The following is a 23,043-nucleotide window of genomic DNA, read 5'->3' on the forward strand; positions in this document are numbered from 1 at the left end:
CCCGCGCGGGAATATTACGCAAGGCGGGAAAGGGCGCGCGCCTGTAGGTGTCGGGACTTTTGTGCCGTTCCGCGGTGAAGACCCGCTCCGACCGAGTCGATATGTTGGAAATCACGCCGGCGCCGGATGCGCCTTCACATAGTCGATGAACGCCCGGAGCGGCGCCGGCACCAGCCGTCGGCCGGGATAATAGAGGAAGGGGCCGGAGAAGCTCTCCCACCAATCCTCGAGCACCGGCACCAGCGCGCCGCTGGCGAAGCTCGGCTTGAGCCAATCCTCGAACAGGCTGACGATCCCGGTCCCCGCCACCGCCGCGTCGAGCAGCAGGTCGATCGCCGTGCCGACCCCGACGATCAGCGGCGCGCGCGGCTCGACCACTACGATCTCGCCGTCGCGCTCGAACTCCCAGGGAATCAGCCGGCCGCTCTCGAAGCGCGCGCGCATGCAGCGATGGGCGAGCAGGTCGCGGGGATGCTCGGGCGTGCCGTGCCGCGCCAGATAAGCAGGGGAGGCGCCGGCGGCGAAGCGCTGGGTACGTGGGCCGATCGGCACCGCGATCATGTCCTGCTCCAGCCGCTCGTCATAGCGGATGCCGGCGTCGCAGCCCGCCGCGAGCAGGTCGACGAAATTGTCCTGCGCGACGACCTCGACCTGGATATCGGGATAGGCATCGAGGAAACCCGGCAGGATCGCCGGCAGCACCAGCCGCGCGGCGCTGACCGGCACGTTGAGCTTGAGCGTGCCCGCAGGCCGGTCGCGGAAGATGTTGACCACGTCGAGCGCCGCTTCGACCTCGCCCAGCGCCGGGCCGAGCCGTTCGAGCAATCGCATCCCCGCCTCTGTCGGCGCGACGCTGCGGGTGGTGCGGTTGAGCAGGCGGATGCCCAGCCGCGCCTCGAGCCGGCGCACCGCTTCGCTGAGGCCGGACGCGCTCGCGCCGGTCGCCCGCGCGGCATCGCGGAAGCCGCCGGCGCGCGCGACGGAGAGGAAGGCGTTCAGTTCGCCAAGGTCGAGGTCCATTGTTCGAAATTCCGTACAGCCCGTACGGATTGTTCTGGATTATCGCGCGGTGACGCAAGGCCTAACTAGGCGTTCTGCTTTCCGAAGGAGTTCGAGCGATGACCGACTACCCGATGACCTACAAGCTGGGCGACCGCATTGTGAACCGCGTCGGCTATGGCGCGATGCAGCTTGCCGGGCCCGGCGTGTTCGGCCCGCCCAAGGACCACGACCAGGCGATTGCGGTGCTGCGTGAGGCGGTGGCCTCCGGCGTCAACCACATCGACACCAGCGACTTTTACGGCCCGCACGTCACCAACCGGATTATCAAGGAAGCGCTGCATCCCTATGCGGACGATCTGGTGATCGTCACCAAGCTCGGTGCGGTGCGCGGCGACGACGGCGCCTGGCTACCGGCGCAGCGCCCCGACGATCTCAAGCGTGGGCTGGAGGACAATCTCAGCAATCTCGGACTGGAGGCGATGGAAGTCGTCAACATGCGGATCATGGGCAATGTCCACGCGCCCAGCGAAGGCTCGATCGCCGAGCAGATCCACGCGCTGGCGGACCTTCAGCGCCAAGGGCTGATCCGCCATATCGGCCTGAGCAACGCCACCGCGAGCCAGGTGGCCGAGGCGCGGGAGATCGTCCCCATCGTCTGCGTGCAGAACCAGTACAACCTCGCCCACCGCGAGGACGAGGCGCTGCTCGAGACGCTGGTCGAGGCCGGGATCGCCTATGTGCCGTTCTTCCCCTTGGGGGGCTTCTCGCCGATCCAGTCGGGGACGCTGGACGAGGTTGCAAAGGGGCTGAACGCCACGTCGATGCAGGTCGCGCTCGCCTGGCTGCTCCAACGTTCGCCGAACCTCCTGCTGATCCCGGGCACCTCGTCGCTGGGGCATCTGCGCGAGAACCTGGCGGTGCGGGACCTCAAGCTGCCGGCGGAAGCGGTGAAGGTGCTGGACGGGATCGCCGGCTAGCGGCCGACCGCCTTCCCCTTGGGGGCGCACATCGCGATCGCGTGATCGACCATGAAGCTCAGCCGGTCACGGGCCAGGGCAAGCTCGGCCGGGTCCAGTCCCCGGTCGAGCGTCTCGAAGTTGAGGTAGCTGAGCCCGTGGAGCACGGCATAGTTTGAGAGCGACCCGTCGCTCGCCACCACGCGTTCCTGCACCACGTTGAAGTCCGCGCCGACCATCGCATCGCGGCAAAAGGCATCGCTCGGCTGGTTGCGGCTCAGATAGGTGGCGAAGGCGACGGTGTCGTCATCGTCGAAGGGATAGGCCCTGGACACCGAGGGGCTGGGCGCCAGCGTGTCATCGCAGAAGCGGATGGAGATCACGCCGCTGCCCTGTGGATCGCCCTGGTTGCACCGCGAGTCGCTGGTGTCGAAGCCCTTGGCATTGGTGTGGAGCGCGATGATCGGCCAGGCACCGTTGGCCAGGTCGGCCAGGATGTTGTGGGCATAGCCGGGCAGGGCGGTGTCGAAGTTGCGATTGGGATCGATCGGCCGGCCATAGTCGACCGCACGGTTCATCCGGACACCGTCGTCGCCCGGAGAGACCCCAGAATCGACCGCCATCAGTACGCCGCCATATTTGCGAACCGCAGCGAGGCCGGCCTCGAAGCCGGCATTCTCGTTGTCGTGCGGAACGAAGAACAGCGGTCCCTTCGGATGCTTTTCATTGCGGATGCGCCAGAGCCGCCATGGCGCGCGCTCCTCGCGGAATTCATGGGCAGTCACGGTCAGGCCCTTCCACTCGGCCGGATCGCGGTGACGGGCGAAATCGTCGTCCTCCACCGTCAGCGGATCGACCGGACGGACGGTTACCGCGTCGGGCGGGGTGGCGCTGAACAGCGCGGCGGCGGCAAGGGCGAGGGTGCGCATCAATCCCTCGGCTGGATCAGGAACTGCTCGAACTTCCCGTCCGCACCGGGCTCGGCATAGGTGATCGCGACCAGCTTGCGGCCATCGGCATAGCTGATCTGGTAGTTGCGGTTGACGAAGCCGCCGCGCAGCCGGGGCTTGCCGAGCGCGACGAAGCTCGCCGGATCGCCGAGCGGGGCAAGGCTGGTGTGATAGTCCCCGGTCGCCTGGGGCGTGAAATAATAGGCGGCGTTCTCGGTTAGCTTGGCGCGATCGAGCGTGCCGGCGCGGAGCTGATCGAAGACGCGGCGGGCCAGCGCATCGCGCTGCTGGTCGAGCGACATGACGACCGGCGGGGGCGGAGCCTGCGGGAGGAGCAGATCGGTGATCCCACCGGTTATCGCATCCTGCGCGCCGCCGAAATCGGCATTGACCAGCGCGACCACTGCGAAGCGCTTTTCGGGGATCACGAAATTGTCGGAGAGGAAACCGACCGCCTCGCCGCCATGCTCGACGGTGCGGATGCCGTCGCGGCCGCCGAGCGAGACGCCCAGGCCGTAATGGGTGTTGTTGCCATTGGTGAGGAGGACGGGCGTCTCCTGGGTCTCCCAATCCTCTGGGCTCAGGATCTTGCGGTCGATCCGGGCGATGTCCCATTTGGCGAGGTCGCTGGCCGACATGGCAAGCTCGCCTGCCGCCCATAGCCAGCCATGCGCCGCTGGCCGCGCCGCGCGGACCGGGCCGAGCGCGAAGCGGTGGTTGCCCTGCGGGAAGCCCTTGCCGACCGCATAATCCTGATCCATCGCGTCGATACCGAGCGGCTTCAGGATCTTCTTCTGGAGATAGTCGAGCAGGTCCATGCCCGACGCCTTCTCGATGATCATCCCGGCGACGACATAGCCGGTGTTCGAATATTGCCAGGCGGTGCCCGGCGCGAAATCGAGCGGCTTCTTCGCCCAGCGATCGAGGATCTGCTGCGGCGTGACCGGTTTCTCCATCGCGGCGAAGTCATAGTCCTGCGGCCAGTAGTCCTGGATTCCGGCGGTGTGGCTGAGCAGCTGGCGGACGGTGATCTGGTCCGCATCAGTGATGTCCGGCACCCATTTGCTCACCTTGTCGTCGAGGCTGAGCTTGCCTTCGTCCTCGAGCAGCAGGATGGCCGCGGCGGTGAATTGCTTGGAGATCGAGGCGATCTGGTATTTCGCCGCCGGGCTGGTTGCCTTTATCCCGGGCCCCTGGTCACCATAGGCCTTGGCGAAGACGATCTTGCCGTCGCGCACGATCGCAACCGAGGCCGAGGGCACGCCGGACGATTTCAGCGCATCCCCGACGATCGTGTCGACCTGCGCGGTCTCGGCGGGCGTGAGCTGCTGCGCAGCGGCGGGCGTGGCGATGAACAGGGCAGCGGCGAGGACGGGTCGGAACATTGGGCCTCCGAGTTGGATAGCGGGAGCTTAGGGCACGGCAGTACGTCCGTCATCCCGCGAGATGTTTCCAAATCAGGGCGGGCCGTTGCCTGCTGGATATGGCCGTCTTTCCGAATGGGGGAATCGTCTCCGGATAAACGCCGCTATTGCTCCGGAATGGCGCCGTTAGACTGGCCGAAATGCAAGCGAACGATGATATGCCTAGGCAGGGCAAAAGTCAGTAAGAGCGTAATCACATCTTCGACCGGGGGAATATTGCCATGCCTGATTTCAGGTACATCCGAACGTTCGTCCGCACCGCGCGGATTATTGGTCTGGCCGCCGCGACCTTGGTGCTTCACACCGAGGCGTTTGCCGCCAATCAACCCATTTCCATTCAGACATTCTCGTCGCAGGGAGCCTATGGCACCCAAGTCGCCACGCCGCTGCCGATCTACACGCTACACGTCGATGACGGACAGCTGGTGGATGATGGCGGCCTCGTCTTCAATTCCTACCAGCCCCAATGGACCACACCCACCATTGGTTCTAAATGCACCATTCCCAATCTGAACTGGGCCGCTGTCCTGACGACCTTCTATGTGGTCCTGGCAAATGATCCGAACCATCTACGTATCGTGCGGTCCTGCGGAAAGTCGCCGCTGCAGATGGACAGCAGCCGGCAGTACAGCAATATATCGAGCAACAACTTCATCAACCATGCGCAGATCGCCGGTGCGATCAACGGCAACACCAATGATGTAAACAAGGTGATTGCGGCCGGCGAGCTTGACGTGGTCAACGGCAAGATCGTGTACATGGACACCTGCAGCGGGCATTTTCAGCCCAATGTGGGCTCGTTCCTGGCCTATGCGAAAACGCTGGATGATGCCGGCGCGCTGAGCCTGACTTCCAGCTTGAAGAGCATCATCGCATCGGGGTCGATCTCGGATCAGCAGATTTCCGCCAATCTCACACAGATGGTGAGCGGCGATATTACCCCCGAACGCAATGTGCGGGTAGGTACCAGCGGCTGCTACAGCTACACCACGGTATTCGCAGTCGGCACGTCGAACGGCACGACGACTCTTTCAGGCGGGCTACTGGCGTTGAACCAGGGCGGCGTGAAGGTGTTTCAGAACAACATCAACGCCATAACCAATCAGAACGTCAAGGATATCCTGCTGACCGGCAACACCGGCGTCTATAGCTATGCCGCCAATGTGATAACCGAACTGCACTTCTGGAATAATGCGCTGAACTTCACGTTCACCGACGAGACAAATGACACGTACAGCCTGTCGGTGCACGTCTATTCATATAACCACGAGGTCGATTATAATTCGGCCAAGCCGAACATAAACAAAATCACCTTCAACTGGGCGCCCTGAAGCCTTGGCGGCGCGCGGCCATGACCGCGCGCCGCTCATTCACGCGTCGTCCAGCGGCACGCCGTACAAATCGTGCTCGTCGGCATCCTCGATCTCGACCTGGACGATGTCGCCCTGGCTGAGGTGGCCGGCGTCACGCAGGAACACCTCGCCGTCGATCTCCGGCGCGTCGGCCTGGCTGCGGCCGGTGGCGCCGCCTTCCTCGCCGACTTCGTCGATGATCACTTCGAGCGTGCGGCCGATCTTGGCCTGGAGCTTGGCGGCGCTGATCGCGGCGGTCTTCTCCATGATCCGGGCGTAGCGCTCTTCCTTGACCTCCTCGGGCACCGCACCGGGGAGTGCATTCGCCGGTGCGCCTTCGACGGGCTCGAAGCGGAACGCGCCGACGCGGTCGAGCTGGGCCTCGTCGAGCCAGTCGAGCAGGTACTGGAAGTCTTCCTCGGTCTCGCCGGGGAAGCCAACGACGAACGTCGAGCGGATCGTCAGGTCCGGCGCGATCACGCGCCAGTTCTTGAGGCGCTCGAGCACCTTGGCTTCATTGGCCGGGCGCTTCATCGCGCGCAGCACCGAAGGGCTGGCATGCTGGAACGGGATGTCGAGATAGGGGAGGATGAGCCCCTCGGCCATCAGCGGGATGACCTGGTCGACATGCGGATAGGGGTAGACATAGTGGAGCCGCACCCAGGGCGCGATCTTGCCGAGCTCGCGGGCAAGGTCGGTCATGTGGGGGATGACTTCCTGCCCCTTCCACATGCGCGGCTCCTTGCGGATGTCCACCCCGTATGCGGAGGTGTCCTGGCTGATGACCAGCAGTTCCTTGGTGCCGGCCTCGACCAGCTTCTCCGCCTCGCGCAGGATCGCATCGGGGCGGCGGCTGACCAGGTCGCCGCGCAGCGCCGGGATGATGCAGAAGCTGCAACGGTGGTTGCAGCCCTCGGAGATCTTCAGATAGCTGTAATGGCGCGGGGTGAGCTTCAGCCCCGCATCCGGCACCAGGTTGATGAAGGGCGAGGGCGGCATCGGCGCCGCATCGTGCACCGCGCCGACGACTTCCTCATATTGATGCGCGCCGGTGACCGCGAGCACGTTCGGGAAGCGGGCGCGGATGACCTCGGCCTCCTTGCCCATGCAGCCGGTGACGATGACGCGGCCATTCTCCGCAATTGCCTCGCCGATCGCTTCGAGCGACTCTTCCTTTGCGGAATCGAGAAAGCCGCAGGTGTTGACCAGCACGACGTCGGCACCGGCATAGTCGGGGGACATCGCATAGCCGTCGCTGCGCAGCTTGGTGAGGATCCGTTCGCTGTCGACCAGGTTCTTGGGACAGCCGAGCGACACCATCCCTACGCGAGGGGCCTCGGGGAGTTTCGTTGCCATGATTGACCGGCCACATAGGGATTTCTGGGGAAAATACCAGCGCGGGCAACCCGCAGGTGCGCGGAAGGGTTTGACGGAGGACAAGGCAGGCGCGGGCGAAACCTGCTTTTGCCTGCAGCAAGGAGGTCCCCATGACCGCACAGCTTTCGGAAGCCACCACGCTCAACACCCGCTCGGGCCTTGCCCTTGATGTGCGCCCCGCCACGCCTGACGACGACGCGGCGCTGCGCGGCCTGTTCGAGACGGTGTCGAGCGACGACCGGCGCTTCCGCTTCCTCACGGCCAGCGACCGGCTCTCCAGTGCGCAGATCGCTGCGATGACCGAAGTCGATCACCAGCAGACCGAGAGCTTTCTCGGCTATGTCGAGGGCGAACTGGTCGCGAGCGCCGTGCTCGCCTGCGACGCGGCGATGACCAGCGCCGAAGTCGCGATCTCGATCCGCTCGGACCGCAAGGCGCAGGGGATCGGCTGGTCGCTGCTCGAATATCTGTCCGACCAGGCCGCGCAACGCGGCGTGAAGAGCGTCATGTCGATCGAGAGCCGCGAGAACCACCAGGCGATCTCGCTCGAGCGCGAGATGGGCTTCATGGCGCGCCCGATCGAAGGCGATCCGACCTCGGTGCTGCTCGAACGGCGCTTCTAGCCGGCATCCCATTCTCTCCTCCGTCATCCCCGCCTTCGCGGAGATGAAGATCGATGGAAGAGGAGGGGTGCTCCAAGTCTTGAGTCTCAAACGTGTGACTTGAACAGGAACCAGGCGCCGCCCGCGATCAGCGTGAAGCCGATCAGATGGTTCAGCGTGATCTTCTGCCCGAGATAGAAGACCGAGAAGACGACGAAGACGCAGAGCGTGATGACCTCCTGCATCGCCTTTAATTGCGCCGCCGAATAAACCGCGCTGCCCCAGCGATTGGCAGGCACGGCGATCAGATATTCGGGCAGCGCGATCAGCCAGCTTATCCCGATCACCAGCGCCAGCGGCACCGCCTTGAAGCGGAGATGGCCGTACCAGGCGATCGTCATGAAGACGTTCGAGGCGATGAGCATGAGGATCGGCAGGGCGCGGGCGGTGAGATCGGAAGGCATGGCGTGACCTTGGCCGGGATGGCATCAAGGTCAAGATGGAGATGATTTCGCAAGTTCGCCTGGTCGAGCAGCTTCGCGCGCTGGGCGTGCGCGAAGGCGGAGTGCTGCTCGTTCATATGAGCTATCGCGCGGTGCGCCCGGTCGAGGGTGGTCCCGAGGGACTGATCGAAGCGCTGATCGAGGCGTTGGGGCCGCAGGGCACGCTGGCGATGCCCTCGGCGACGGTCGACGACGACATGCCCTTCGATCCGGCCGCCACCGGCAATCGCGATGATCTGGGTGCTGTCGCGGACATGTTCTGGCGGATGCCGGGCGTGGTGCGCAGCGCGCATTTCGATGCGGTGTCGGCGATCGGTCCCGAGGCGGCGTGGATCACTGGCGGCCCTTTCGTGCTGCCGCCGGCAGCGCCGGATAGCGCGATCGACCGGATCCGGGCGCTGGGCGGGCAGATTCTGCTGCTCGGCGTGACGCATCAGGCCAACACCATGCTCCACCTCGCCGAACTCGTCGGCGGCGCCCCCTATCGCAGTGACTTCCACTATATCGATGCCGCAGGCCGCGAGGTCCACTACGGCGAGAATGACAGCTGCTGCGAGAAGTTCGAGTTGGCCGATGCCTGGCTGCGCGCCGAGGGGCTGCAGCGCGAGGGGACGGTGGGCCATGCCGAGGCGCGGCTGATGTACGCGGAGGATTTGGTACGGGTCGCCGCGGACAAGGTAGGTGCCGATCCGCTGATTTTCCTCCACGGCGTCGAAGAACACTGCGAGGAATGCGACGAGGCTCGGGACAGCCTTTAGCCGCTGACGATCTCCAGGATCAGGTCGCCGGCCAGCAGCGCCTGCGCCTCGGGGGTCTTGCGGCCATGCGGAACGCCGTCGCGGTAGATCCGAACCCCTAGCCCCGTGCCGATCGAGGCGAGGGGTTTTCCGACTTCCTCGGGTAGCACCGCGCGCTCGGACAGCTCGACATCGCCGTGGATCGAGGCGAGGTCCATCAGATAGTCGGCGAGGTGCGGACCCTGGCAGGAACTGGCGAGCAGCAGCCCGGAGAAGCTCACCGGATTGACCACCGTCGTCGCGCCGGCGGCGCGGGCGGGGAATTCATTGTCTTCGTTGCGCACGATCACGCTGATCGGGATGACCGGCGCCAGATGCCGCGCGGTGAGGGTGATGAGGATCGAAGTGTCGTCGCGGCCGGCGCAGACGATCATCGATTCGGCATTGGCGATGCGCACTTCGTTGAGCACCTGGTCGCGCGTCGCATCGGCGAGCAGCACGATGCAGCCGCATTCCTTGGCGCGGGCGATATTGCCTTCATTCTGGTCGATCACGACGATCGTGCCGGGGAGCCTGCCGCGGGCGATCAGCTCGTCGACCGTCTCCGAGCCGGTGCTGCCATAGCCGGCCACGATGATGTGCCCCGATAGGGTCCGCTGGATCACTGCCATACGCCATTTGTCCCAGGTTCGCTTGAGCACGAAATTATAGGCGGTGCCGATGAAGAGCAGCACTACGAACACGCGGATCGGTGTGACGACGAACGCGTCGAACATGCGCGCCGAATTGCTCACCGGCACGATGTCGCCATAGCCGGTGGTCGTCACCGAGATCGACGTGAAATAGAGGATGTCGAGGAAGCTGACATGGCCGTCGGCCGTGTCCTTCAGCCCGTCGCGCTCGATCCAGTGGACGCCCACCGCCAGTGCGAGGAGCGCCAGCACCGCCAGCACTCGCCACAGGATCGATGCCCAGACCGGTAGGCTGGACTTGCGCTTCAGGGTTGAGGGCGGCTGCAGCGCCATCAGCGCGCGGGCAGTCTCGGCAGCGGATCGACGGGGTTGCGGCCCTGACGCACTTCGAAATGAAGCTCGGGGCGGTCTGCGAAACCCGAATTGCCGGAGAGCGCGATCATCTGGCCCTTCTTCACTGCCTGGCCGCGCTGTACGAGCAACTGGCCGGCATGGCCATAGACCGTCGTCCAGCCATCGCCGTGGCGCAGGATGACCAGGCCGCCCAGCGCCGGAATGTCCGATCCGACATAGGCGACGACGCCGTCCGCCGCGGCGAGCACGGGCGTGTCGAGCGGCGCGGCGATCTTGATGCCGTCATTGCGCTCGCCCGAGGCCCCCGGGCCGAAGCGCTTCACGACATTGCCCTTGAGCGGCCATTGGAAGCCGCCGGCGAGCCGGGCAGGGGCGGCGACCGGTGTGGTCGGCGAGAGCACGCGCGCGGAGGATGCGGTGGGCTGGGCCGGCTTGGCCTTCTCCGCGATGGCGGGCTGGCCGCCGGTGACGATGTCGTCGACGCCGAGATCGAGATGGAAGCGCGCGGCGCGCTGCTCGATCGTCTCGGGGCGGCCCGAAGCGGAGGCGTCGTCCGGGATCAGCAGGCGCTGGCCGGTGCGCAGGATATAGGGTTCCTGCAGCTCGTTTACGGCGATGATCCGCGACCAGGTGACGCCATAGGCTACTGCGATGGCGATGCCGGTCTCGCCGTCGCGGACGAGGTGGTAGCGGCCGCCGGGGATGACCAGCCTCTGCCCGACGCGGATCACGAAGGGAGGCGGGATGTCGTTGGCGCGGGCGATCGCTTCGGAGCCGGCGCCCGTCTTCACCGAGATCGAGCGCAACGAGTCGCCGGGCTGGACGGTGTAGCTGCGGCCGGCGATCACGCGCGAATCGGCCGAGACCTTGCGCGACTGCCACGCGTTGGGCGGGGCGGGCAGGCGGCGCACGTCCTGCTCGTTGCCGACGGGCGGACGCTCCCAGCGCTCCTGCTGCTGCGGCGGATTGCGGTCCGGGCGCTGCTGCGGCGCGGGGCGATAGCCGGTGTCCTGATAGGCGCCGCCAGACTGCGGAATACAGGCGGCGAGCAACAGCAGCGCCGCCGGCGCCATCCGTCTTGCTGCCATCATCCCGACCCCCACATTAACCAAACTCGCGTGCACCATATCGCGCATTTCCGCGCGCGTCAGGTACGTCTGTTTGCGGAGGTACTCAGTTTGCCGGTTCGAGCCGCTCCAGGCCGTTCAGATAGGGCTTGAGCACCTCCGGCACCGCCACCGAGCCGTCTTCCTGCTGGTAGTTCTCCAGCACGGCGACGAGCGTGCGGCCCACTGCCAGGCCCGAGCCGTTGAGCGTGTGGACGAAGCGCGTGCCCTTCTCTCCCGCCGGGCGGTAGCGCGCGTTCATCCGGCGCGCCTGGAAGTCGCCGCAGGTCGAGCAGGACGAGATCTCGCGGTAGCGCGCCTGGCCGGGCAGCCACACTTCGAGGTCATAGGTGCGCGCCGCGGTGAAGCCCATGTCGCCGCTGCACAGCTTCATGCGGCGGAAGGGCAGGCCAAGCGCGGTCAGGATACCTTCGGCGCACTGGGTCATGCGCTCATGCTCGGCTTCCGACTGCTCGGGCGTGGTGACCGACACCATCTCGCACTTCTCGAACTGGTGCTGGCGGATGAAGCCGCGCGTGTCGCGGCCCGCCGAACCGGCTTCCGAGCGGAAACAGGCCGTGAGTGCGGCGAAGCGCAGCGGGAGCTCTTCCTCGGAGAGGATCTGCTCGCGTACGATGTTGGTCAGGCTCACCTCGGCGGTGGGGATCAGCCAGCGGCCATCGGTGGTCTGGAAGCTGTCCTCGGCGAACTTTGGGAGCTGGCCGGTGCCGAACATCGTCTCCTCGCGCACCAGCAGCGGCGGGATCGCCTGCTCATAGCCGTGTGCCTCGAGCGTATCGAGCATGAACTGGCCGAGTGCGCGGTGGAGCTTGGCCGCGGCGCCGCGCACCAGGGTGAAGCGGGTACCGGAAAGCTTGGCGCCGGTCTCGAAATCCAGGCCGAGCGCCGGGCCGAACGCGTCATGCTCCTTGGCTTCGAACGGCAGCACGGTCGGCTCGCCGACGGTAGCGACCAGCGCGTTGTCGTCCTCGTCCTTGCCCTGGGGCACATCGGCATAGGGCAGGTTGGGGATCGCCGCGAGCAGCGTGGTCAGCTCGGCACCTGCCGCCTTCTCCTCGGCGTCGATCTGCGGCATCCGCTCCTTGAGCTCGGCGACTTCAGCCATCAGGTCGGTGGGATCGTCGCGGCGCGCCTTGGCGGCTCCGATCGCCTTCGAGGCTTCGTTGCGGCGAGCCTGCACGGCCTGCGCCTCGGTGATCAGCGCGCGGCGCTTCTCGTCCAGCGCGAGCAACGTCGCGGACTGCGGTGCCAGCCCGCGGCGGGCGAGGCCGGCGTCGAAGGCTGCGGGGTTCTCACGGATGGCGCGGATGTCGTGCATGGCCGGGCGTATGACCGCGCGCCACGCCGCGCGCAACCCTGCCGCGTGCGGGGGCGTTAAGGGAGACACAACCGAAACGAGGAGATTCGAGATGCAGGTTCCGCATGATGCAGTCGTGGTGGTCGCGGATGGCCGCAAGATGCTGTTTTTCCGGAACGAGGGCGATGCCCAGAACCCGAACCTGCAAGTCGAGAAGAAGGTGGTCGACAAGCACAATCCCTCCCACCACGATCAGGCGACCGATCTTGCCGGCGGCGCGTCGAGCACGCGCGGCGGCGGTCAGTGGGGTGGCGGGAGCATGGAGGAAGTCGATTTCCACCAGCTGGAGGAGGACCGCTTCGCCGCCGATACAGCTGCCCTGCTCAAGGAACGGGCGCTGCGCCAGGATTTCGAGTCGCTGATCATCGTCGCCCCGCCCAAGACGCTGGGCGAGCTGCGCAAACACTATCACAAGGAAGTGAGCGATCGGCTGACCGGCGAGCTCGCCAAGGACCTGACCGGGCATCCCGTGTCCGAGATCGAGCAGGCGCTGCTGAAGGCGGAATAGTATTTAGCCCGTCACCCCGGCGAAAGCCGGGGCCCAGGGTATCTCTGCCGTGTCGCTTTTGCTCCGGGTCCCGGCTTTCGCCGGGATGACGATCATTCGCCGGTCTTGTCGTCCGTCTTCTTCTTGGCGAAGCGCTTGCGGGCGACGAGTGCCGCCGCGGCGCCGCCGAACAGCAGGATCATCGGCGGGGCCGGGACCGGCGCGGGGCCGCCCGATCCGCTGCCACCGCAACCATGGCCGCAACCCGAGCCGCCATAGCTGCTCGATCCGTGATGCCAGCCGCTCGAGCCCCAGCCGCTGCTATTGCTCCAGTGGCTGCTCGATCCGTTCGACGAAGACGAAGTCGACGACGAGTTGGACGAGCTGGTCGAGGAACTGTTCGACGATGAAGTCGAGACGTCGCCGCTCGAGCTGGTGGACGAACTGGTCGAGGTCGACACGTCGCCGCTCGACGAGGACGAGCTGGACGTCGACACGTCGCCGCTCGACGACGAGGTCGAGCTGATCTCGCCGCTCGACGTGGAGGTCGAGGAGCCGCCGGTCGATGTGGAAGTCGAGCTACCGCCCGTCGAGGTCGACGAGCCACCGGTGGAGGTTGAGGTCGAGCCGCCCGACGAGGACGAGTTGGACGACGATATTTCGATGTTGATGCCGCTCGAGCCGCTGCCGCTGCCCGAACCGCTGCCCGAGCCGCCGAAGAAGCCGCCGGCGAAGAAGCCGCCCATGAAGCCGCCGCCGCCCGAGCCGCCGATCACGCCCGACGAGGACGAACCGCTGCTGCTCGAGGAAACCTCCGGCATCTCGCCATAAGGCGGGGGCGTCGGGATCGGCGAACCCTGCGCAGTGACGACTACGACCTGGGGCTGGCCCTGGGTCGTGGTGGTGACCGTGCGCTTCACGACTCGGCGGACGGGACGGGCGACGGTGCGCTTGACGACGCGCTTCTTCGCGACGGTGACTTGCTTCACCACGCGAGGCTGATGGATGCGTTCGGTGACGTATACGCCACCGCCGCCAATCACCGCGCCCCCGCAAGTGCAGGCACACAGTTTAGCCAAGGCCATGCGAACCGACATTGTCCCCACTCTTTCCGTTGCTGGCGCTTCGCTCCCCACGGGACCGTCAGCAGCTTTCGCGCCTATCAATGCGGTAAAAGTGCAAAACAAACTATTAAGTGCAACGGCGTAAGAGACCGTTAACCATATTATCGGTCGATTTTCGCGATGTGGATTCCTGCTGCGATGGTTAATGTTCTACTTCGGCACGGAAGCACCTGTTCTTAGCTAGCGGTTCCTGAACATTATCGGTTAATTTTCAGACGGTTCGGCCCGCGGTTCAGCCGCCGCTAATTTCCCCCCATTTACGGTGCATTACGCCTGTGGATTAAAACAACAGCGCGCTTGTTAACGCCCTCGCGCGTAAGTATAGCGCCGCGCAGGGCAAAGCGGTCTCCGTGCGGGCTCACCCCAGGCGGCGACCGGAGTGGAGTAGTGGGGATGGCTACTGTTTTGGATCGCTTCGACGAACCGACTAAAAATGTTCCTACCGCCGCCAATGATGGCGACGACGGCTATCGGCCGAGCAACGACGAACCTTTCATGAATCCGCGTCAGCTGGAATATTTCCGCAACAAGCTGAATGCGTGGAAGGAAGGGATCTTCCGCGAATCCGCCGGGACGCTCAACCAGCTGCAGACCGATACGCTGCGCGAGGCCGATCTCACCGATCGCGCGTCGAGCGAGACGGACTGGTCGATCGAGCTGCGCACCCGGGATCGCCAGCGCAAGCTGATCTCCAAGATCGACGCGGCACTGCGCCGGATCGAGGACGGCGAGTACGGTTATTGCGAGGTGACCGGCGAGCCGATCAGCCTCGGCCGACTGGAAGCGCGGCCGATCGCGACGATGACCGTCGAGGCGCAAGAGCGCCACGAGCGCAACGAGAAAGTATCGCGGGAAGAATAGCAGGGGGCTCAGGGCCTCCTTTTTTGTGCCTCCGCCGCGGCGCGGAGGAGGCACATTTTCGCATCTCGTTTACGGTTTCGCTAAGGTTTGCTGGTCTATTCTGCGCGCGTAACCCCTTGCGTTTCGAGCGACACGATGGACCAGTTCTCCTTTGACCCCTTGAACGCGCTTTCGGCGGATGATTTTTCCAGCCAGCGCACCGATTCGCGCGACAGCCTGATGCTGTCGGCGCAGTTTCGCGTCGCGGGGCGTCCGGACGAGCAGGTGCGGGTGCGCAATCTCTCCTCGGGCGGGCTGATGGCGGAATATGCCCAGCCGATCGACCGCGGATCGCATGTCGAAGTCGAAGTGCGCGGCGTGGGCTGGGTGGCCGGCTGCATCGCCTGGGCGACCGACGGTCGAGTCGGCATTGCCTTCGACTCGCCGATCGATCCGATGCTCGCGCGAAAGCCGGTGGGCGGCGGCACGCACACGCCAAGCTTCGTGAAGCCGATCTTCACGCGCCGCTAAGACATTCGCGCCGAGATATTCGGGCTAAGCGTTTCCGGGAGTTTTTGCGCTCGGGGTGCGGCGTGGGGCCACACCCCTCTGCGCGGTGCCGCTAGCGCGCCATTTCTTCCTTCAGCCGAAGCTTCTGCTTCTTCAAGGATGCCAGGACCAGCTGGTCCGGCTGGGGCCGTTGCGATTCGGCGTTGATACGCTGGTCGAGCACGTTGTGCTTGGCCGAAAGTGCCGAGAAATGCGCGTTCTGCATCGAAGCAGTCTCCTTCATCGGTGGCCGGAACCTGCAAATAAATCACTTTTCCACAGCTTTGTCGCGGGGGAATCGCGGCTAATCGACAGTGTGCGGAATTCGCGCGATGATCCGTTGCGGAGCCTCCCGCCCTGGTGCAGGGAGATCCGGGTTCGGGGGCGTGCGCGATGGACGAGAGAGAGATTGTGCAGCGGCTCGAGGCGGTGCGAATCGAGCACCGCGATCTCGATGTCGCGATCGACGCCCTGCTTGCGACCGGCACCGCGGACCAGCTCCAGATCGCCCGGCTCAAGAAGCGCAAGCTGATGCTGCGTGATGAGATCGCCCAGCTCGAAGATCAGTTGATCCCCGATATCATCGCTTGATACGTCGTGATCCGTAACGGGACGAAATCACCATGAAATTAAGCATTTCGTTACCATGAAGCCTATGGCAGCGTCCCAAGTCATGGGGAAACAGGGCACAGCAACGATCCACCGCAAGCTGATCGACTCGCTCTATGTCGAGGCGATGCTGCTCGCGGATGAGGCACGCGCTTATTTCGATGAGCTTGGCCGCAACGAGCGCGAGGCACTGGAGGCGCTGAACCGAGTCGCCTTTTCCTGCGAGTCGCTGAAGGTGACGACGCGGCTGATGCACATCATCGCCTGGCTGCTCACCCAGCGCGCGGTCGATGCCGGCGAGCTGAGCCCCGGCGATGCGCTGTCGCCCTCGCGCCGCCTGGGCCAAGGCCCGGAGACCGAGGAGGCACTGCTAGCGGCGATGCCGGCGCATGCGGTTTCGATCATCAACACCAGCATCGATTTGTATCGCCGCGTGGGGCGGCTCGACGAATCGCTCGAGGACGAGCTGGTGGCGGTCGAGAGCCCGGCGCGCAGCATGATGGACCGGCTGGCCGCGGCTTTCTGATCGGGGCAGCTTTTTGATCGAAGCGCTCGCGCTAAGTCTCTTCCGTCATCCCGGCGAAAGCCGGGATCCAGAGCCACAAGCGACATAGCACAGAAACCCTGGGCCCCGGCTTTCGCCGGGGTGACGGGGTAGGGTGCGTGGCCGGCCGTCGCCCTATAACAGCATACCCTTGCGATGTAGGATTCCGCCTGCTTGGCTCGCGCAGCCGGGCCTGAGCCCGGTCGCTCTTTGACCCATAGGAAAAATGGGATCGCTCCAGAGCAATCATGTTGCGCGCGGCGAGGAATGGCGCGGTCCTATTGGTGTCGCGACTTTTGTGACTCTCCGCGGCGGAGAGCCCGTTCTGGCCGAGTCCAAACAGGCCGCGCTGTTGGACGTAACGCAGACTCCGCGCGCGCCTCAGCCTAGCTCCCGCACAGCCCCGCCTTGGCCGCGGCATATTCTTCCTTCATCCGTTCGATCTTCACCGCGGCCGGCTCGATCGCATGGACCGCGCCGATGCCCTGGCCCGAACCCCAGATGTCCTTCCAGGCCTTGGCCCCGCCGAAGTTCATCGCGCTCGGGTCGCTTTCGGGCAGGGCGTCCGGATCGAGCCCGGCATTGACGATCGAGGCCTTGAGGTAATTGCCGTGCACGCCGGTGAAGAGGTTCGAATAGACGATGTCCTCCGCAGTGCCCTCGACGATGCCCTGCTTGTAATCCCGGGTGGCATTGGCCTCGTCGGTCGCGATGAAGGGCGATCCGATATAGGCGAGGTCGGCGCCCATCGCCTGGGCGGCGAGCACCGAGCGGCCATTGGCGATCGCGCCCGAGAGCACCACCGGCCCGTCGAACCATTCGCGCACTTCCTGGACGAGCGCGAAGGGGCTGAGGCGCCCGGCATGGCCGCCGGCGCCGGTGGCGACCAGGATCAGGCCGTCCGCGCCCTTTTCCACTGCCTTGTGGGCGAAGCGGTTGTCGATCACGTCGTGCAGCGTGATGCCGCCCCAGCCGTGCACCGCGTCGTTGAGCTCGGGCCGTGCGCCGAGCGACGTGATCACGATCGGCACCTTCCACTTGGCGCAGACCGTCACGTCATGCTCGAGCCGCGGGTTGGAGCGGTGGACGATCTGGTTGACCGCAAAGGGCGCGGCGGGCGTGTCGGGATGGTCGCGGTCCCAGGCGGCCAGCTCCTCGGTGATCTGGTGGAGCCATTCGTCGAGCTTCGTATCCGGCCGTGCATTGAGCGCCGGGAACGAGCCGACGATCCCCGCCTTGCACTGGGCGATGACCAGTTCGGGCACCGAGATGATGAACAGCGGCGACCCGATGACGGGAAGGCGCAGGCGATCGAAGAGCGGGGGCAGGGCCATGGGTCAGTTTTGTAGCGAAACCAATATGCCCGTCCAGCCCGGTGCGGGCGACGCTACGGAAGGGCGGCTTCGGGCGCCGCGGCGAAAGGGCCGACTCGGGACATATTGAAGCGCCTGCGCCGAATCCCCATTGTCGGGCGGTCCAATTGCCGGGGAAGTCTCATGGTCACCAACGAGATCTACATCATCGTCCGCGACGCAATCCAGGCGGCGTCGCTCCAGAGCGGCAAGCTCTACGAGGAAGGGCAGGAGAGCCATTACCAGGCGCTCGCCGCGGTGATGGCGCTGCGCCAGGCGGGCTATGAAGTGACCAAGCGGCGCGACAATTGAGCCCATGCTGCGCGTGGCACCAGCCTATTCGCGGGATGAAATCGATGCTGCGCAGGATCGGTTCGGGCTGCGCTTTCCGCCCGATCTGATCGAGGTGCTGCGCGAAGGCCGACTTGCCGCGGGCTATGACTGGCGGCGGGACTCCGTCGAGATCGAGCGGATGCTGGCATGGCCGCTCGAAGGGCTGTTGTTCGATCTCGAAGCCAATGCGCTCTGGCTGCAGCAATGGGGTGAGCGGCCCGGCTCCGCGCGCGAGCGCGCGGCGGTGTTGACCGAGCTGGTCGCGAAGGCACCGCGGCTCATCCCGCTCTACTCGCACCGCTATCTGCCCGAGGAGCCGGATGCGCCCGGCAATCCCGTGCTGTCCGTCTACCAGTCCGACATCATCTATTATGGGGCTACCCTGGACTCGTATCTCGCGGCGGAGTTTGGCGGGGTGCGGCGCGACACGCCGGTCGAGACGCCACGACAAATCCGCTTCTGGTCAGATTTCCTCGACTAGCTTCAGCCCCGCGGCATATTCGCGCTGCTTGGCGGCGTAGAGCGTGGCGCTGGCCTTGAGCATCGCCTTTTGCATGTCGCCGAGCGGGCGGACCGCCTTGGCGGGGCTGCCGACGATCAGGTAGCCAGGGGGGAAGGTCTTGCCCTCGGTCACCAGCGCGCCGGCGCCGACCAGGCAGTCCTCGCCGATCACTGCGCGATTGAGGATCGTCGCGCCCATGCCGATCAGCGTGCGGTCGCCGATCGTGCAGCCGTGCAGGATCGCGTGATGGCCGACGGTCACGTCCTCGCCCACGGTGCAGGGTGTGCCGGGATCGCTATGGAGCATCGCTCCGTCCTGGATGTTCGAGCGCGCGCCGATCTGGATCCGGGTGTTGTCCGCGCGGATCACCGCGCCGAACCAGACGCTGGCAAGCTCGGCCAGCTGCACGTCTCCGATCAGGTCGGCACTCGGTGCGACCCAGGCGGTTTCGGCGATCAGGGGGCGAGCCCCCGCAAATTCGTAAAGCGGCATGCCGCTCAGAATAGCGGCGCCTGCAGCTCTGCGGGAAGCGGAATGTTCGCGCCCAGGGCCAGGGCCAGCGCGACGGCGCCGAGCAGTACCGCCAGCGTCGAGGAAAGCGAGAACAGCCCCCAGCCGACCATCGTAACCATCTGCGAATTGTCGCGCTGCTCGCGCTTGTTGCGCTGCATCGACATGATCACGAACATCGCCAGCATCGCATATGCGAAGACAAAGAACTCGGTCATCAATCCCACCCCGGAAATCCCCGCGGCGACTTTATGGGACGAGGGTTAACGCTTCAATGCCGCGCACCTCCGGTTTACCGCAGTGCGGCAAGGATTCGTCCCGTCAGTGGTGCGCCGGCGCGGCCTTGGCGGACTTGCAGCTGCACGCACAGACGCATGCGGGCATGCAGAAGCAGGGCTGGGGCACGGCGCAGTGGCAGCCGTGCGACTCGTGCTCGTCCTTCGGCTTTTCGGGCGCGCCGGGCAGCGGCAGCAGGTCGCGGGCATTGCCGGTATAGACGCCATGGGCATCGTGGCTGCCACAAGCGATGCAGCCCTCCGGCTCCTCGTCATGGTCATGCCCACTGCCGAAGAAGCTGTGGCTCGACTCCTTCTTGAGCACCTTCTTCGCCGCCTCGCACACTGCGATCGCATAATTGCCGAGCGTCGAGACCATCTGCCCCATCGCGACCTGCTCGGTGGCGAAATAATGGACGAGCATCGCGTCGCGGTGCGCATCCACCGGTTCGCGCACCGCCGGATAGGCGAGCATCTGCTGCAGGTCGGCGAGCTGCGATTCCATCGCGGAGACCTGCCCGCTCCAATTGTTGAAGGCGGCGAACAGGTCGTAATGCGGCCAGCTGGCCGGCGCCTGGGGGCGCATATGGCCGACGAAGTTGACCGGCCCGGCCAGGTCCTCGCGCAGCAGGCGGAGCAGCACGCGCAGCGTCACCACGTCGCGCTGCGGCTGGCGCAGGCGCTGGGCAAAGGTCTCGGTCACCGTGTCGCTATGCTTCCACACTTGTCTGCACAGCATGCGGGTAAATTCCTCGTCCCGCTTCTTCGGCTTGGCGAGCAGCGCGGACTTCAGCGAGGTGAGCACGCCGATCACGATCAGCAGCGCGACCAGCACGCCACCTACGAGGATCCAGGCGGGCCAGTAGATCGCTTCCGCGCTGATCGGCTGCGCGACCGCGCTGGCATTGGCGATCGAGGCATTTGCCGCGCCAGCCGCGAGATTGCCGATCGAAGCCAGGATGGTCGTCACGCTATTCCCCCCGAGTCGCGTACAATATGGTTAACAGAAACCGGCGCGACGCACAGTCATGACTCATCCGTTTCGAAACGGAGATTCTTCATCTGCTTGGGTAAATCGCCCGCGTCAGAGGGTGACGCCGCGCTTCCAGATCGCGATTTCGCGCTCGCCATTGCGCTCCGCGGCGGTTTCCTTGCCCGACGCGATCGCGGCGATCGTGTCGAGCAGCGCATCGGCGGCGGCGTTCATGCCCTGGTCGAGAACCTGGCCCGCGTCGAAGTCGATCCAGCCGGGCTTGCGGGCAGCGAGGTCACTGTTCGAGGCGATCTTGATCGTCGGCACCGGGAAGCCGAGCGGCGTGCCGCGGCCGGTGGTGAACAGGATCGCGGTCGCGCCCGCCGCGGCCAGCGCGGTGGAGGAGACCGCGTCGTTGCCCGGCGCCTCCAGCAGCGTCAGCCCCTTGCGGCGGACGCGGCCGCCATAGGGGATCACGTCGGTGACGACCGCGTGGCCGGCCTTCTGGACCGCACCCAGCGACTTCTCCTCGAGCGTGGTGATGCCGCCGGCGATGTTGCCGGGGGAGGGGTTCTCCGAGACCGGCTCGCCGTGCTTGGTGAAGTACGCCTTGAAGTCGTTGACCAGGTCGACGATCCCATCGAACACCGCCTCGTCGCTGGCGCGCTCCATCAGGAGCTGCTCCGCGCCGAAGATCTCGGGGATCTCGGTGAGGATCGCGGTGCCGCCCGCGGCGGTCACGGCATCCGCCATGCGCCCGACCAGCGGGTTGGCGGTGAGGCCCGAAAAGCCGTCCGAGCCGCCGCACTTCACCCCGAGCACCAGCTCGGAAAGCGGGGCAGGGGTGCGCGTCGCCTGGGCGCCGGCGACCAGTTCCTCGACCAGCGCCAGCCCCTCCTCGATCTCGTCGCTCGCCATCTGCGCGCCGAGGGTGCGCAGGTTCGGATGGTCGATCCCTCCGAGCATGCCGGCGATCTGGTTGTTCTCGCAGCCTAGCCCGACGATCAGCACCCCACCCGCATTGGGGTGGTTCGCCAGCGCCGAGAGGATCGCGCGCGTGCCGTTCAGGTCGTCGCCAAGCTGCGAGCAGCCGAACGGGTGGGGGAAGGCATGGACGCCATCGATCTTGCCGGCGTGGAGCATCGCAGCGCGCTCGGCGATCTTTTGCGCGGTACGGGCGACGCAGCCGACGGTGGGGATCACCCAGATCTCGTTGCGCGTGCCGACCCGGCCGTTGGCACGACGGTAGCCGAGGAAGCTCGGGCCCGCGATCCGCGCGTCGTCATGCGCCGAGGGGGTAAAGGCATAGTCGCCGCTGCCCTTGAGCGCGGTCGATACATTGTGGGTGTGGACATGCTCGCCCGGCGCGATCGCGCGGGTGGCGACGCCGATCGGGAAGCCGAACTTGAGCACCGGATCGCCCGGCGCGATATGCTTCATCGCGACCTTGTGGCCCTTGCCCACCGGCTCGGCGAGCGTGACGCCCAGCGCCAGTTCGCCGGCGGCCATGTCGCGCAGCGCCGTGGCGGTGCTGTCCTTGGGATCGATACGGAAAAGCGCCGGGATCATGGCGCCCGATATAGGTTCGCGCCGGGCCCAAGGAAACCGGTTTCCATGCTCAGGCCTGCTCGACTATCTGGCGCTGCTCGCCGAGCCTGTCGATACCGAGGCGCACTTCGTCGCCCGGCTGGAGGAATACCGGCACTGGCTTCTGCGCCATGCCGACGCCGGGCGGGGTGCCGGTCGAGACGATGTCGCCGGGCTGCAGGCTCATGAACTGGCTGATGTACGAGACCAGGAAGCCCGGCTTGTAGACCATCGTCGCGGTCGAGCCGTCCTGATAGCGCTTGCCGTTCACTTCGAGCCACATGCCGAGGGAATCCGTATCGTGGATCTCGTCGGGCGTCACCAGCCAGGGGCCGATCGGGCCGAACGTGTCGCAGCCCTTGCCCTTGTCCCAGGTGCCGCAGCGCTCGTTCTGGAACGCGCGCTCGGACAGGTCGTGGCAGACGAAATAGCCCGAGATCGCGGCCTTTCCCTCTTCCTCGGAGACGTAGCGGCAGTCGCGGCCAATCACGATGCCGAGCTCGACTTCCCAGTCCATCTTGGTCGATCCGCGCGGGCGCAGGATCGGGTCGTATGGGCCGGAGACCGCGCTGGTCGCCTTGCTGAACAGCACCGGCTCGGCGGGGATCTCGACGCCGGTCTCGGTGGCGTGGTCGGCATAGTTGAGGCCGATGCAGAGGAACTTGCCCGGCCGCGCGACGCACGGGCCGAGGCGAGGCTGGCCCTCGACGACGGGAAGCGCGGAAAGATCGGACGCGGCGATGCGGGCGATCACCGTATCGCTGCCGTCGATATCGGCCACCACGCCGGAGAGATCTCGGATGCGACCTTCGCCGTCGATCAGGCCAGGACGTTCGGCGCCCGCGGTGCCGTAGCGTATCAGTTTCATGCGCGCGCTCCCTCACTTTGGCGCCAGCCTTTCACAATCGCGCCGGCTTTTCTATGC

At 65.7% G+C, this 23,043-nt stretch carries 28 protein-coding genes; 13 read left to right on the forward strand and 15 right to left on the reverse strand.

Annotated elements, in window-relative coordinates; all coding sequences use genetic code 11:
* Positions 1–111: 111 nt before the first annotated feature.
* Entirely contained in the window at positions 112–1,020 is a 909-nt protein-coding gene (locus AC1RPL_RS21205; RefSeq protein WP_493072292.1) for a LysR family transcriptional regulator, read from the reverse strand.
* Positions 1,021–1,118: 98 nt separating this feature from the next.
* Between AC1RPL_RS21205 and AC1RPL_RS21210 the strand changes: the two genes are divergently transcribed.
* Positions 1,119–1,979 (forward strand): aldo/keto reductase family oxidoreductase, encoded by an 861-nt coding sequence (locus tag AC1RPL_RS21210; protein WP_493072294.1) that lies wholly within the window; start codon positions 1,119–1,121, stop codon positions 1,977–1,979.
* Here the strand turns inward: AC1RPL_RS21210 and AC1RPL_RS21215 are convergent.
* Together AC1RPL_RS21215 and AC1RPL_RS21220 are read right to left on the reverse strand one after the other, a co-directional pair.
* A complete protein-coding gene (locus AC1RPL_RS21215) occupies positions 1,976–2,887 on the reverse strand; it encodes a hypothetical protein (RefSeq protein ID WP_493072296.1) in 912 nt (303 codons plus the stop codon). The genes AC1RPL_RS21210 and AC1RPL_RS21215 overlap by 4 nt on opposite strands.
* Entirely contained in the window at positions 2,887–4,293 is a 1,407-nt protein-coding gene (locus AC1RPL_RS21220; protein ID WP_493072298.1) for a serine hydrolase domain-containing protein, read from the reverse strand. Before AC1RPL_RS21220 ends, AC1RPL_RS21215 begins: the two co-directional genes overlap by 1 nt.
* A 260-nt stretch (positions 4,294–4,553) precedes the next feature.
* On the opposite strand from AC1RPL_RS21220, the gene AC1RPL_RS21225 reads away from it, so the two are divergent.
* Positions 4,554–5,663: a hypothetical protein gene (locus tag AC1RPL_RS21225; protein ID WP_493072300.1), complete on the forward strand. Its 1,110-nt coding sequence runs from the start codon at positions 4,554–4,556 to the stop codon at positions 5,661–5,663.
* A gap of 39 nt (positions 5,664–5,702) precedes the next feature.
* Here the strand turns inward: AC1RPL_RS21225 and rimO are convergent, their stop codons facing one another.
* Positions 5,703–7,040 carry a 30S ribosomal protein S12 methylthiotransferase RimO gene (rimO, locus tag AC1RPL_RS21230; protein WP_493072302.1) on the reverse strand — a complete coding sequence of 446 codons (1,338 nt, stop codon included), beginning with the start codon at positions 7,038–7,040 and terminating at the stop codon, positions 5,703–5,705.
* 131 nt (positions 7,041–7,171) lie between these two features.
* On the opposite strand from rimO, the gene AC1RPL_RS21235 reads away from it, so the two are divergent.
* Entirely contained in the window at positions 7,172–7,684 is a 513-nt protein-coding gene (locus tag AC1RPL_RS21235; RefSeq protein WP_493072304.1) for a GNAT family N-acetyltransferase, read from the forward strand.
* Positions 7,685–7,770: 86 nt separating this feature from the next.
* On the opposite strand, the gene AC1RPL_RS21240 is transcribed toward AC1RPL_RS21235, so the two are convergent.
* Complete coding sequence (locus AC1RPL_RS21240; RefSeq protein ID WP_493072305.1) at positions 7,771–8,127, reverse strand: DMT family protein; 357 nt, start codon at positions 8,125–8,127, stop codon at positions 7,771–7,773.
* 35 nt (positions 8,128–8,162) lie between these two features.
* Here AC1RPL_RS21240 and AC1RPL_RS21245 point away from each other — a divergent pair, with 35 nt between their 5' ends.
* Complete coding sequence (locus tag AC1RPL_RS21245; RefSeq protein WP_493072307.1) at positions 8,163–8,924, forward strand: AAC(3) family N-acetyltransferase; 762 nt, start codon at positions 8,163–8,165, stop codon at positions 8,922–8,924.
* On the opposite strand, the gene AC1RPL_RS21250 is transcribed toward AC1RPL_RS21245, so the two are convergent.
* The 3 genes from AC1RPL_RS21250 to serS form a co-directional block, all read right to left on the reverse strand.
* A complete protein-coding gene (locus tag AC1RPL_RS21250; RefSeq protein WP_493072309.1) occupies positions 8,921–9,928 on the reverse strand; it encodes a potassium channel family protein in 1,008 nt (335 codons plus the stop codon). The genes AC1RPL_RS21245 and AC1RPL_RS21250 overlap by 4 nt on opposite strands.
* Positions 9,928–11,040 (reverse strand): peptidoglycan DD-metalloendopeptidase family protein, encoded by a 1,113-nt coding sequence (locus AC1RPL_RS21255; RefSeq protein ID WP_493072311.1) that lies wholly within the window; start codon positions 11,038–11,040, stop codon positions 9,928–9,930. The genes AC1RPL_RS21250 and AC1RPL_RS21255 overlap by 1 nt, the downstream gene beginning before the upstream one ends.
* 82 nt (positions 11,041–11,122) lie before the next feature.
* Positions 11,123–12,394, reverse strand: a complete 1,272-nt coding sequence (serS, locus tag AC1RPL_RS21260; RefSeq protein WP_493072312.1) for a serine--tRNA ligase — start codon at positions 12,392–12,394, stop codon at positions 11,123–11,125.
* 91 nt (positions 12,395–12,485) lie between these two features.
* Here serS and AC1RPL_RS21265 point away from each other — a divergent pair, with 91 nt between their 5' ends.
* The 5 genes from AC1RPL_RS21265 to AC1RPL_RS21285 all read left to right on the forward strand — a co-directional run bounded on the left by AC1RPL_RS21265 (position 12,486) and on the right by AC1RPL_RS21285 (position 15,415).
* On the forward strand, positions 12,486–12,941 hold the full coding sequence (locus AC1RPL_RS21265) for a host attachment family protein (RefSeq protein WP_493072314.1): 456 nt from the start codon (positions 12,486–12,488) through the stop codon (positions 12,939–12,941).
* Positions 12,942–13,244: 303 nt separating this feature from the next.
* On the forward strand, positions 13,245–13,751 hold the full coding sequence (locus AC1RPL_RS21270; RefSeq protein WP_493072316.1) for a hypothetical protein: 507 nt from the start codon (positions 13,245–13,247) through the stop codon (positions 13,749–13,751).
* 33 nt (positions 13,752–13,784) lie between these two features.
* Positions 13,785–13,922 carry a hypothetical protein gene (locus AC1RPL_RS21275; protein WP_493072317.1) on the forward strand — a complete coding sequence of 46 codons (138 nt, stop codon included), beginning with the start codon at positions 13,785–13,787 and terminating at the stop codon, positions 13,920–13,922.
* A 515-nt stretch (positions 13,923–14,437) separates the two neighbouring features.
* Positions 14,438–14,905, forward strand: coding sequence for an RNA polymerase-binding protein DksA (dksA, locus tag AC1RPL_RS21280; RefSeq protein WP_493072319.1), 468 nt, complete (start codon positions 14,438–14,440; stop codon positions 14,903–14,905).
* Between the two features lie 159 nt (positions 14,906–15,064).
* The gene (locus tag AC1RPL_RS21285; protein WP_493072320.1) at positions 15,065–15,415 is read left to right on the forward strand and encodes a PilZ domain-containing protein; all 351 of its coding nucleotides are present in this window, start codon (positions 15,065–15,067) and stop codon (positions 15,413–15,415) included.
* A 91-nt stretch (positions 15,416–15,506) separates the two neighbouring features.
* Here the strand turns inward: AC1RPL_RS21285 and AC1RPL_RS21290 are convergent, their stop codons facing one another.
* The gene (locus tag AC1RPL_RS21290) at positions 15,507–15,659 is read right to left on the reverse strand and encodes a YdcH family protein (RefSeq protein WP_493072424.1); all 153 of its coding nucleotides are present in this window, start codon (positions 15,657–15,659) and stop codon (positions 15,507–15,509) included.
* A gap of 167 nt (positions 15,660–15,826) precedes the next feature.
* Here AC1RPL_RS21290 and AC1RPL_RS21295 point away from each other — a divergent pair, with 167 nt between their 5' ends.
* Positions 15,827–16,024: a YdcH family protein gene (locus tag AC1RPL_RS21295; RefSeq protein WP_493072321.1), complete on the forward strand. Its 198-nt coding sequence runs from the start codon at positions 15,827–15,829 to the stop codon at positions 16,022–16,024.
* 64 nt (positions 16,025–16,088) lie between these two features.
* On the forward strand, positions 16,089–16,568 hold the full coding sequence (locus AC1RPL_RS21300; RefSeq protein WP_493072323.1) for a DUF1465 family protein: 480 nt from the start codon (positions 16,089–16,091) through the stop codon (positions 16,566–16,568).
* Between the two features lie 404 nt (positions 16,569–16,972).
* Here AC1RPL_RS21300 and AC1RPL_RS21305 read toward each other — a convergent pair whose 3' ends face one another.
* On the reverse strand, positions 16,973–17,920 hold the full coding sequence (locus tag AC1RPL_RS21305; RefSeq protein WP_493072325.1) for an NAD(P)H-dependent flavin oxidoreductase: 948 nt from the start codon (positions 17,918–17,920) through the stop codon (positions 16,973–16,975).
* A 162-nt stretch (positions 17,921–18,082) separates the two neighbouring features.
* On the opposite strand from AC1RPL_RS21305, the gene AC1RPL_RS21310 reads away from it, so the two are divergent.
* Both AC1RPL_RS21310 and AC1RPL_RS21315 read left to right on the forward strand, forming a co-directional pair.
* Positions 18,083–18,250 carry a hypothetical protein gene (locus tag AC1RPL_RS21310; protein WP_493072327.1) on the forward strand — a complete coding sequence of 56 codons (168 nt, stop codon included), beginning with the start codon at positions 18,083–18,085 and terminating at the stop codon, positions 18,248–18,250.
* A gap of 4 nt (positions 18,251–18,254) precedes the next feature.
* Positions 18,255–18,752 (forward strand): hypothetical protein, encoded by a 498-nt coding sequence (locus tag AC1RPL_RS21315; RefSeq protein ID WP_493072328.1) that lies wholly within the window; start codon positions 18,255–18,257, stop codon positions 18,750–18,752.
* Here AC1RPL_RS21315 and AC1RPL_RS21320 read toward each other — a convergent pair.
* From AC1RPL_RS21320 to AC1RPL_RS21340, 5 genes are all read right to left on the reverse strand, one after another.
* The gene (locus tag AC1RPL_RS21320; RefSeq protein WP_493072329.1) at positions 18,735–19,265 is read right to left on the reverse strand and encodes a gamma carbonic anhydrase family protein; all 531 of its coding nucleotides are present in this window, start codon (positions 19,263–19,265) and stop codon (positions 18,735–18,737) included. The two genes, AC1RPL_RS21315 and AC1RPL_RS21320, sit on opposite strands and share 18 nt — an antisense overlap.
* Positions 19,266–19,270: 5 nt before the next feature.
* Positions 19,271–19,501: a hypothetical protein gene (locus AC1RPL_RS21325; protein ID WP_493072330.1), complete on the reverse strand. Its 231-nt coding sequence runs from the start codon at positions 19,499–19,501 to the stop codon at positions 19,271–19,273.
* A 103-nt stretch (positions 19,502–19,604) separates the two neighbouring features.
* Positions 19,605–20,528 (reverse strand): hypothetical protein, encoded by a 924-nt coding sequence (locus tag AC1RPL_RS21330; protein ID WP_493072332.1) that lies wholly within the window; start codon positions 20,526–20,528, stop codon positions 19,605–19,607.
* Between the two features lie 114 nt (positions 20,529–20,642).
* Positions 20,643–22,100 carry a UxaA family hydrolase gene (locus tag AC1RPL_RS21335; protein ID WP_493072333.1) on the reverse strand — a complete coding sequence of 486 codons (1,458 nt, stop codon included), beginning with the start codon at positions 22,098–22,100 and terminating at the stop codon, positions 20,643–20,645.
* 49 nt (positions 22,101–22,149) lie between these two features.
* The gene (locus AC1RPL_RS21340; protein ID WP_493072335.1) at positions 22,150–22,986 is read right to left on the reverse strand and encodes a fumarylacetoacetate hydrolase family protein; all 837 of its coding nucleotides are present in this window, start codon (positions 22,984–22,986) and stop codon (positions 22,150–22,152) included.
* Positions 22,987–23,043: the final 57 nt, after the last annotated feature.

This window comes from Sphingomonas sp. GW821-FHT12D09 (genome assembly GCF_058807215.1).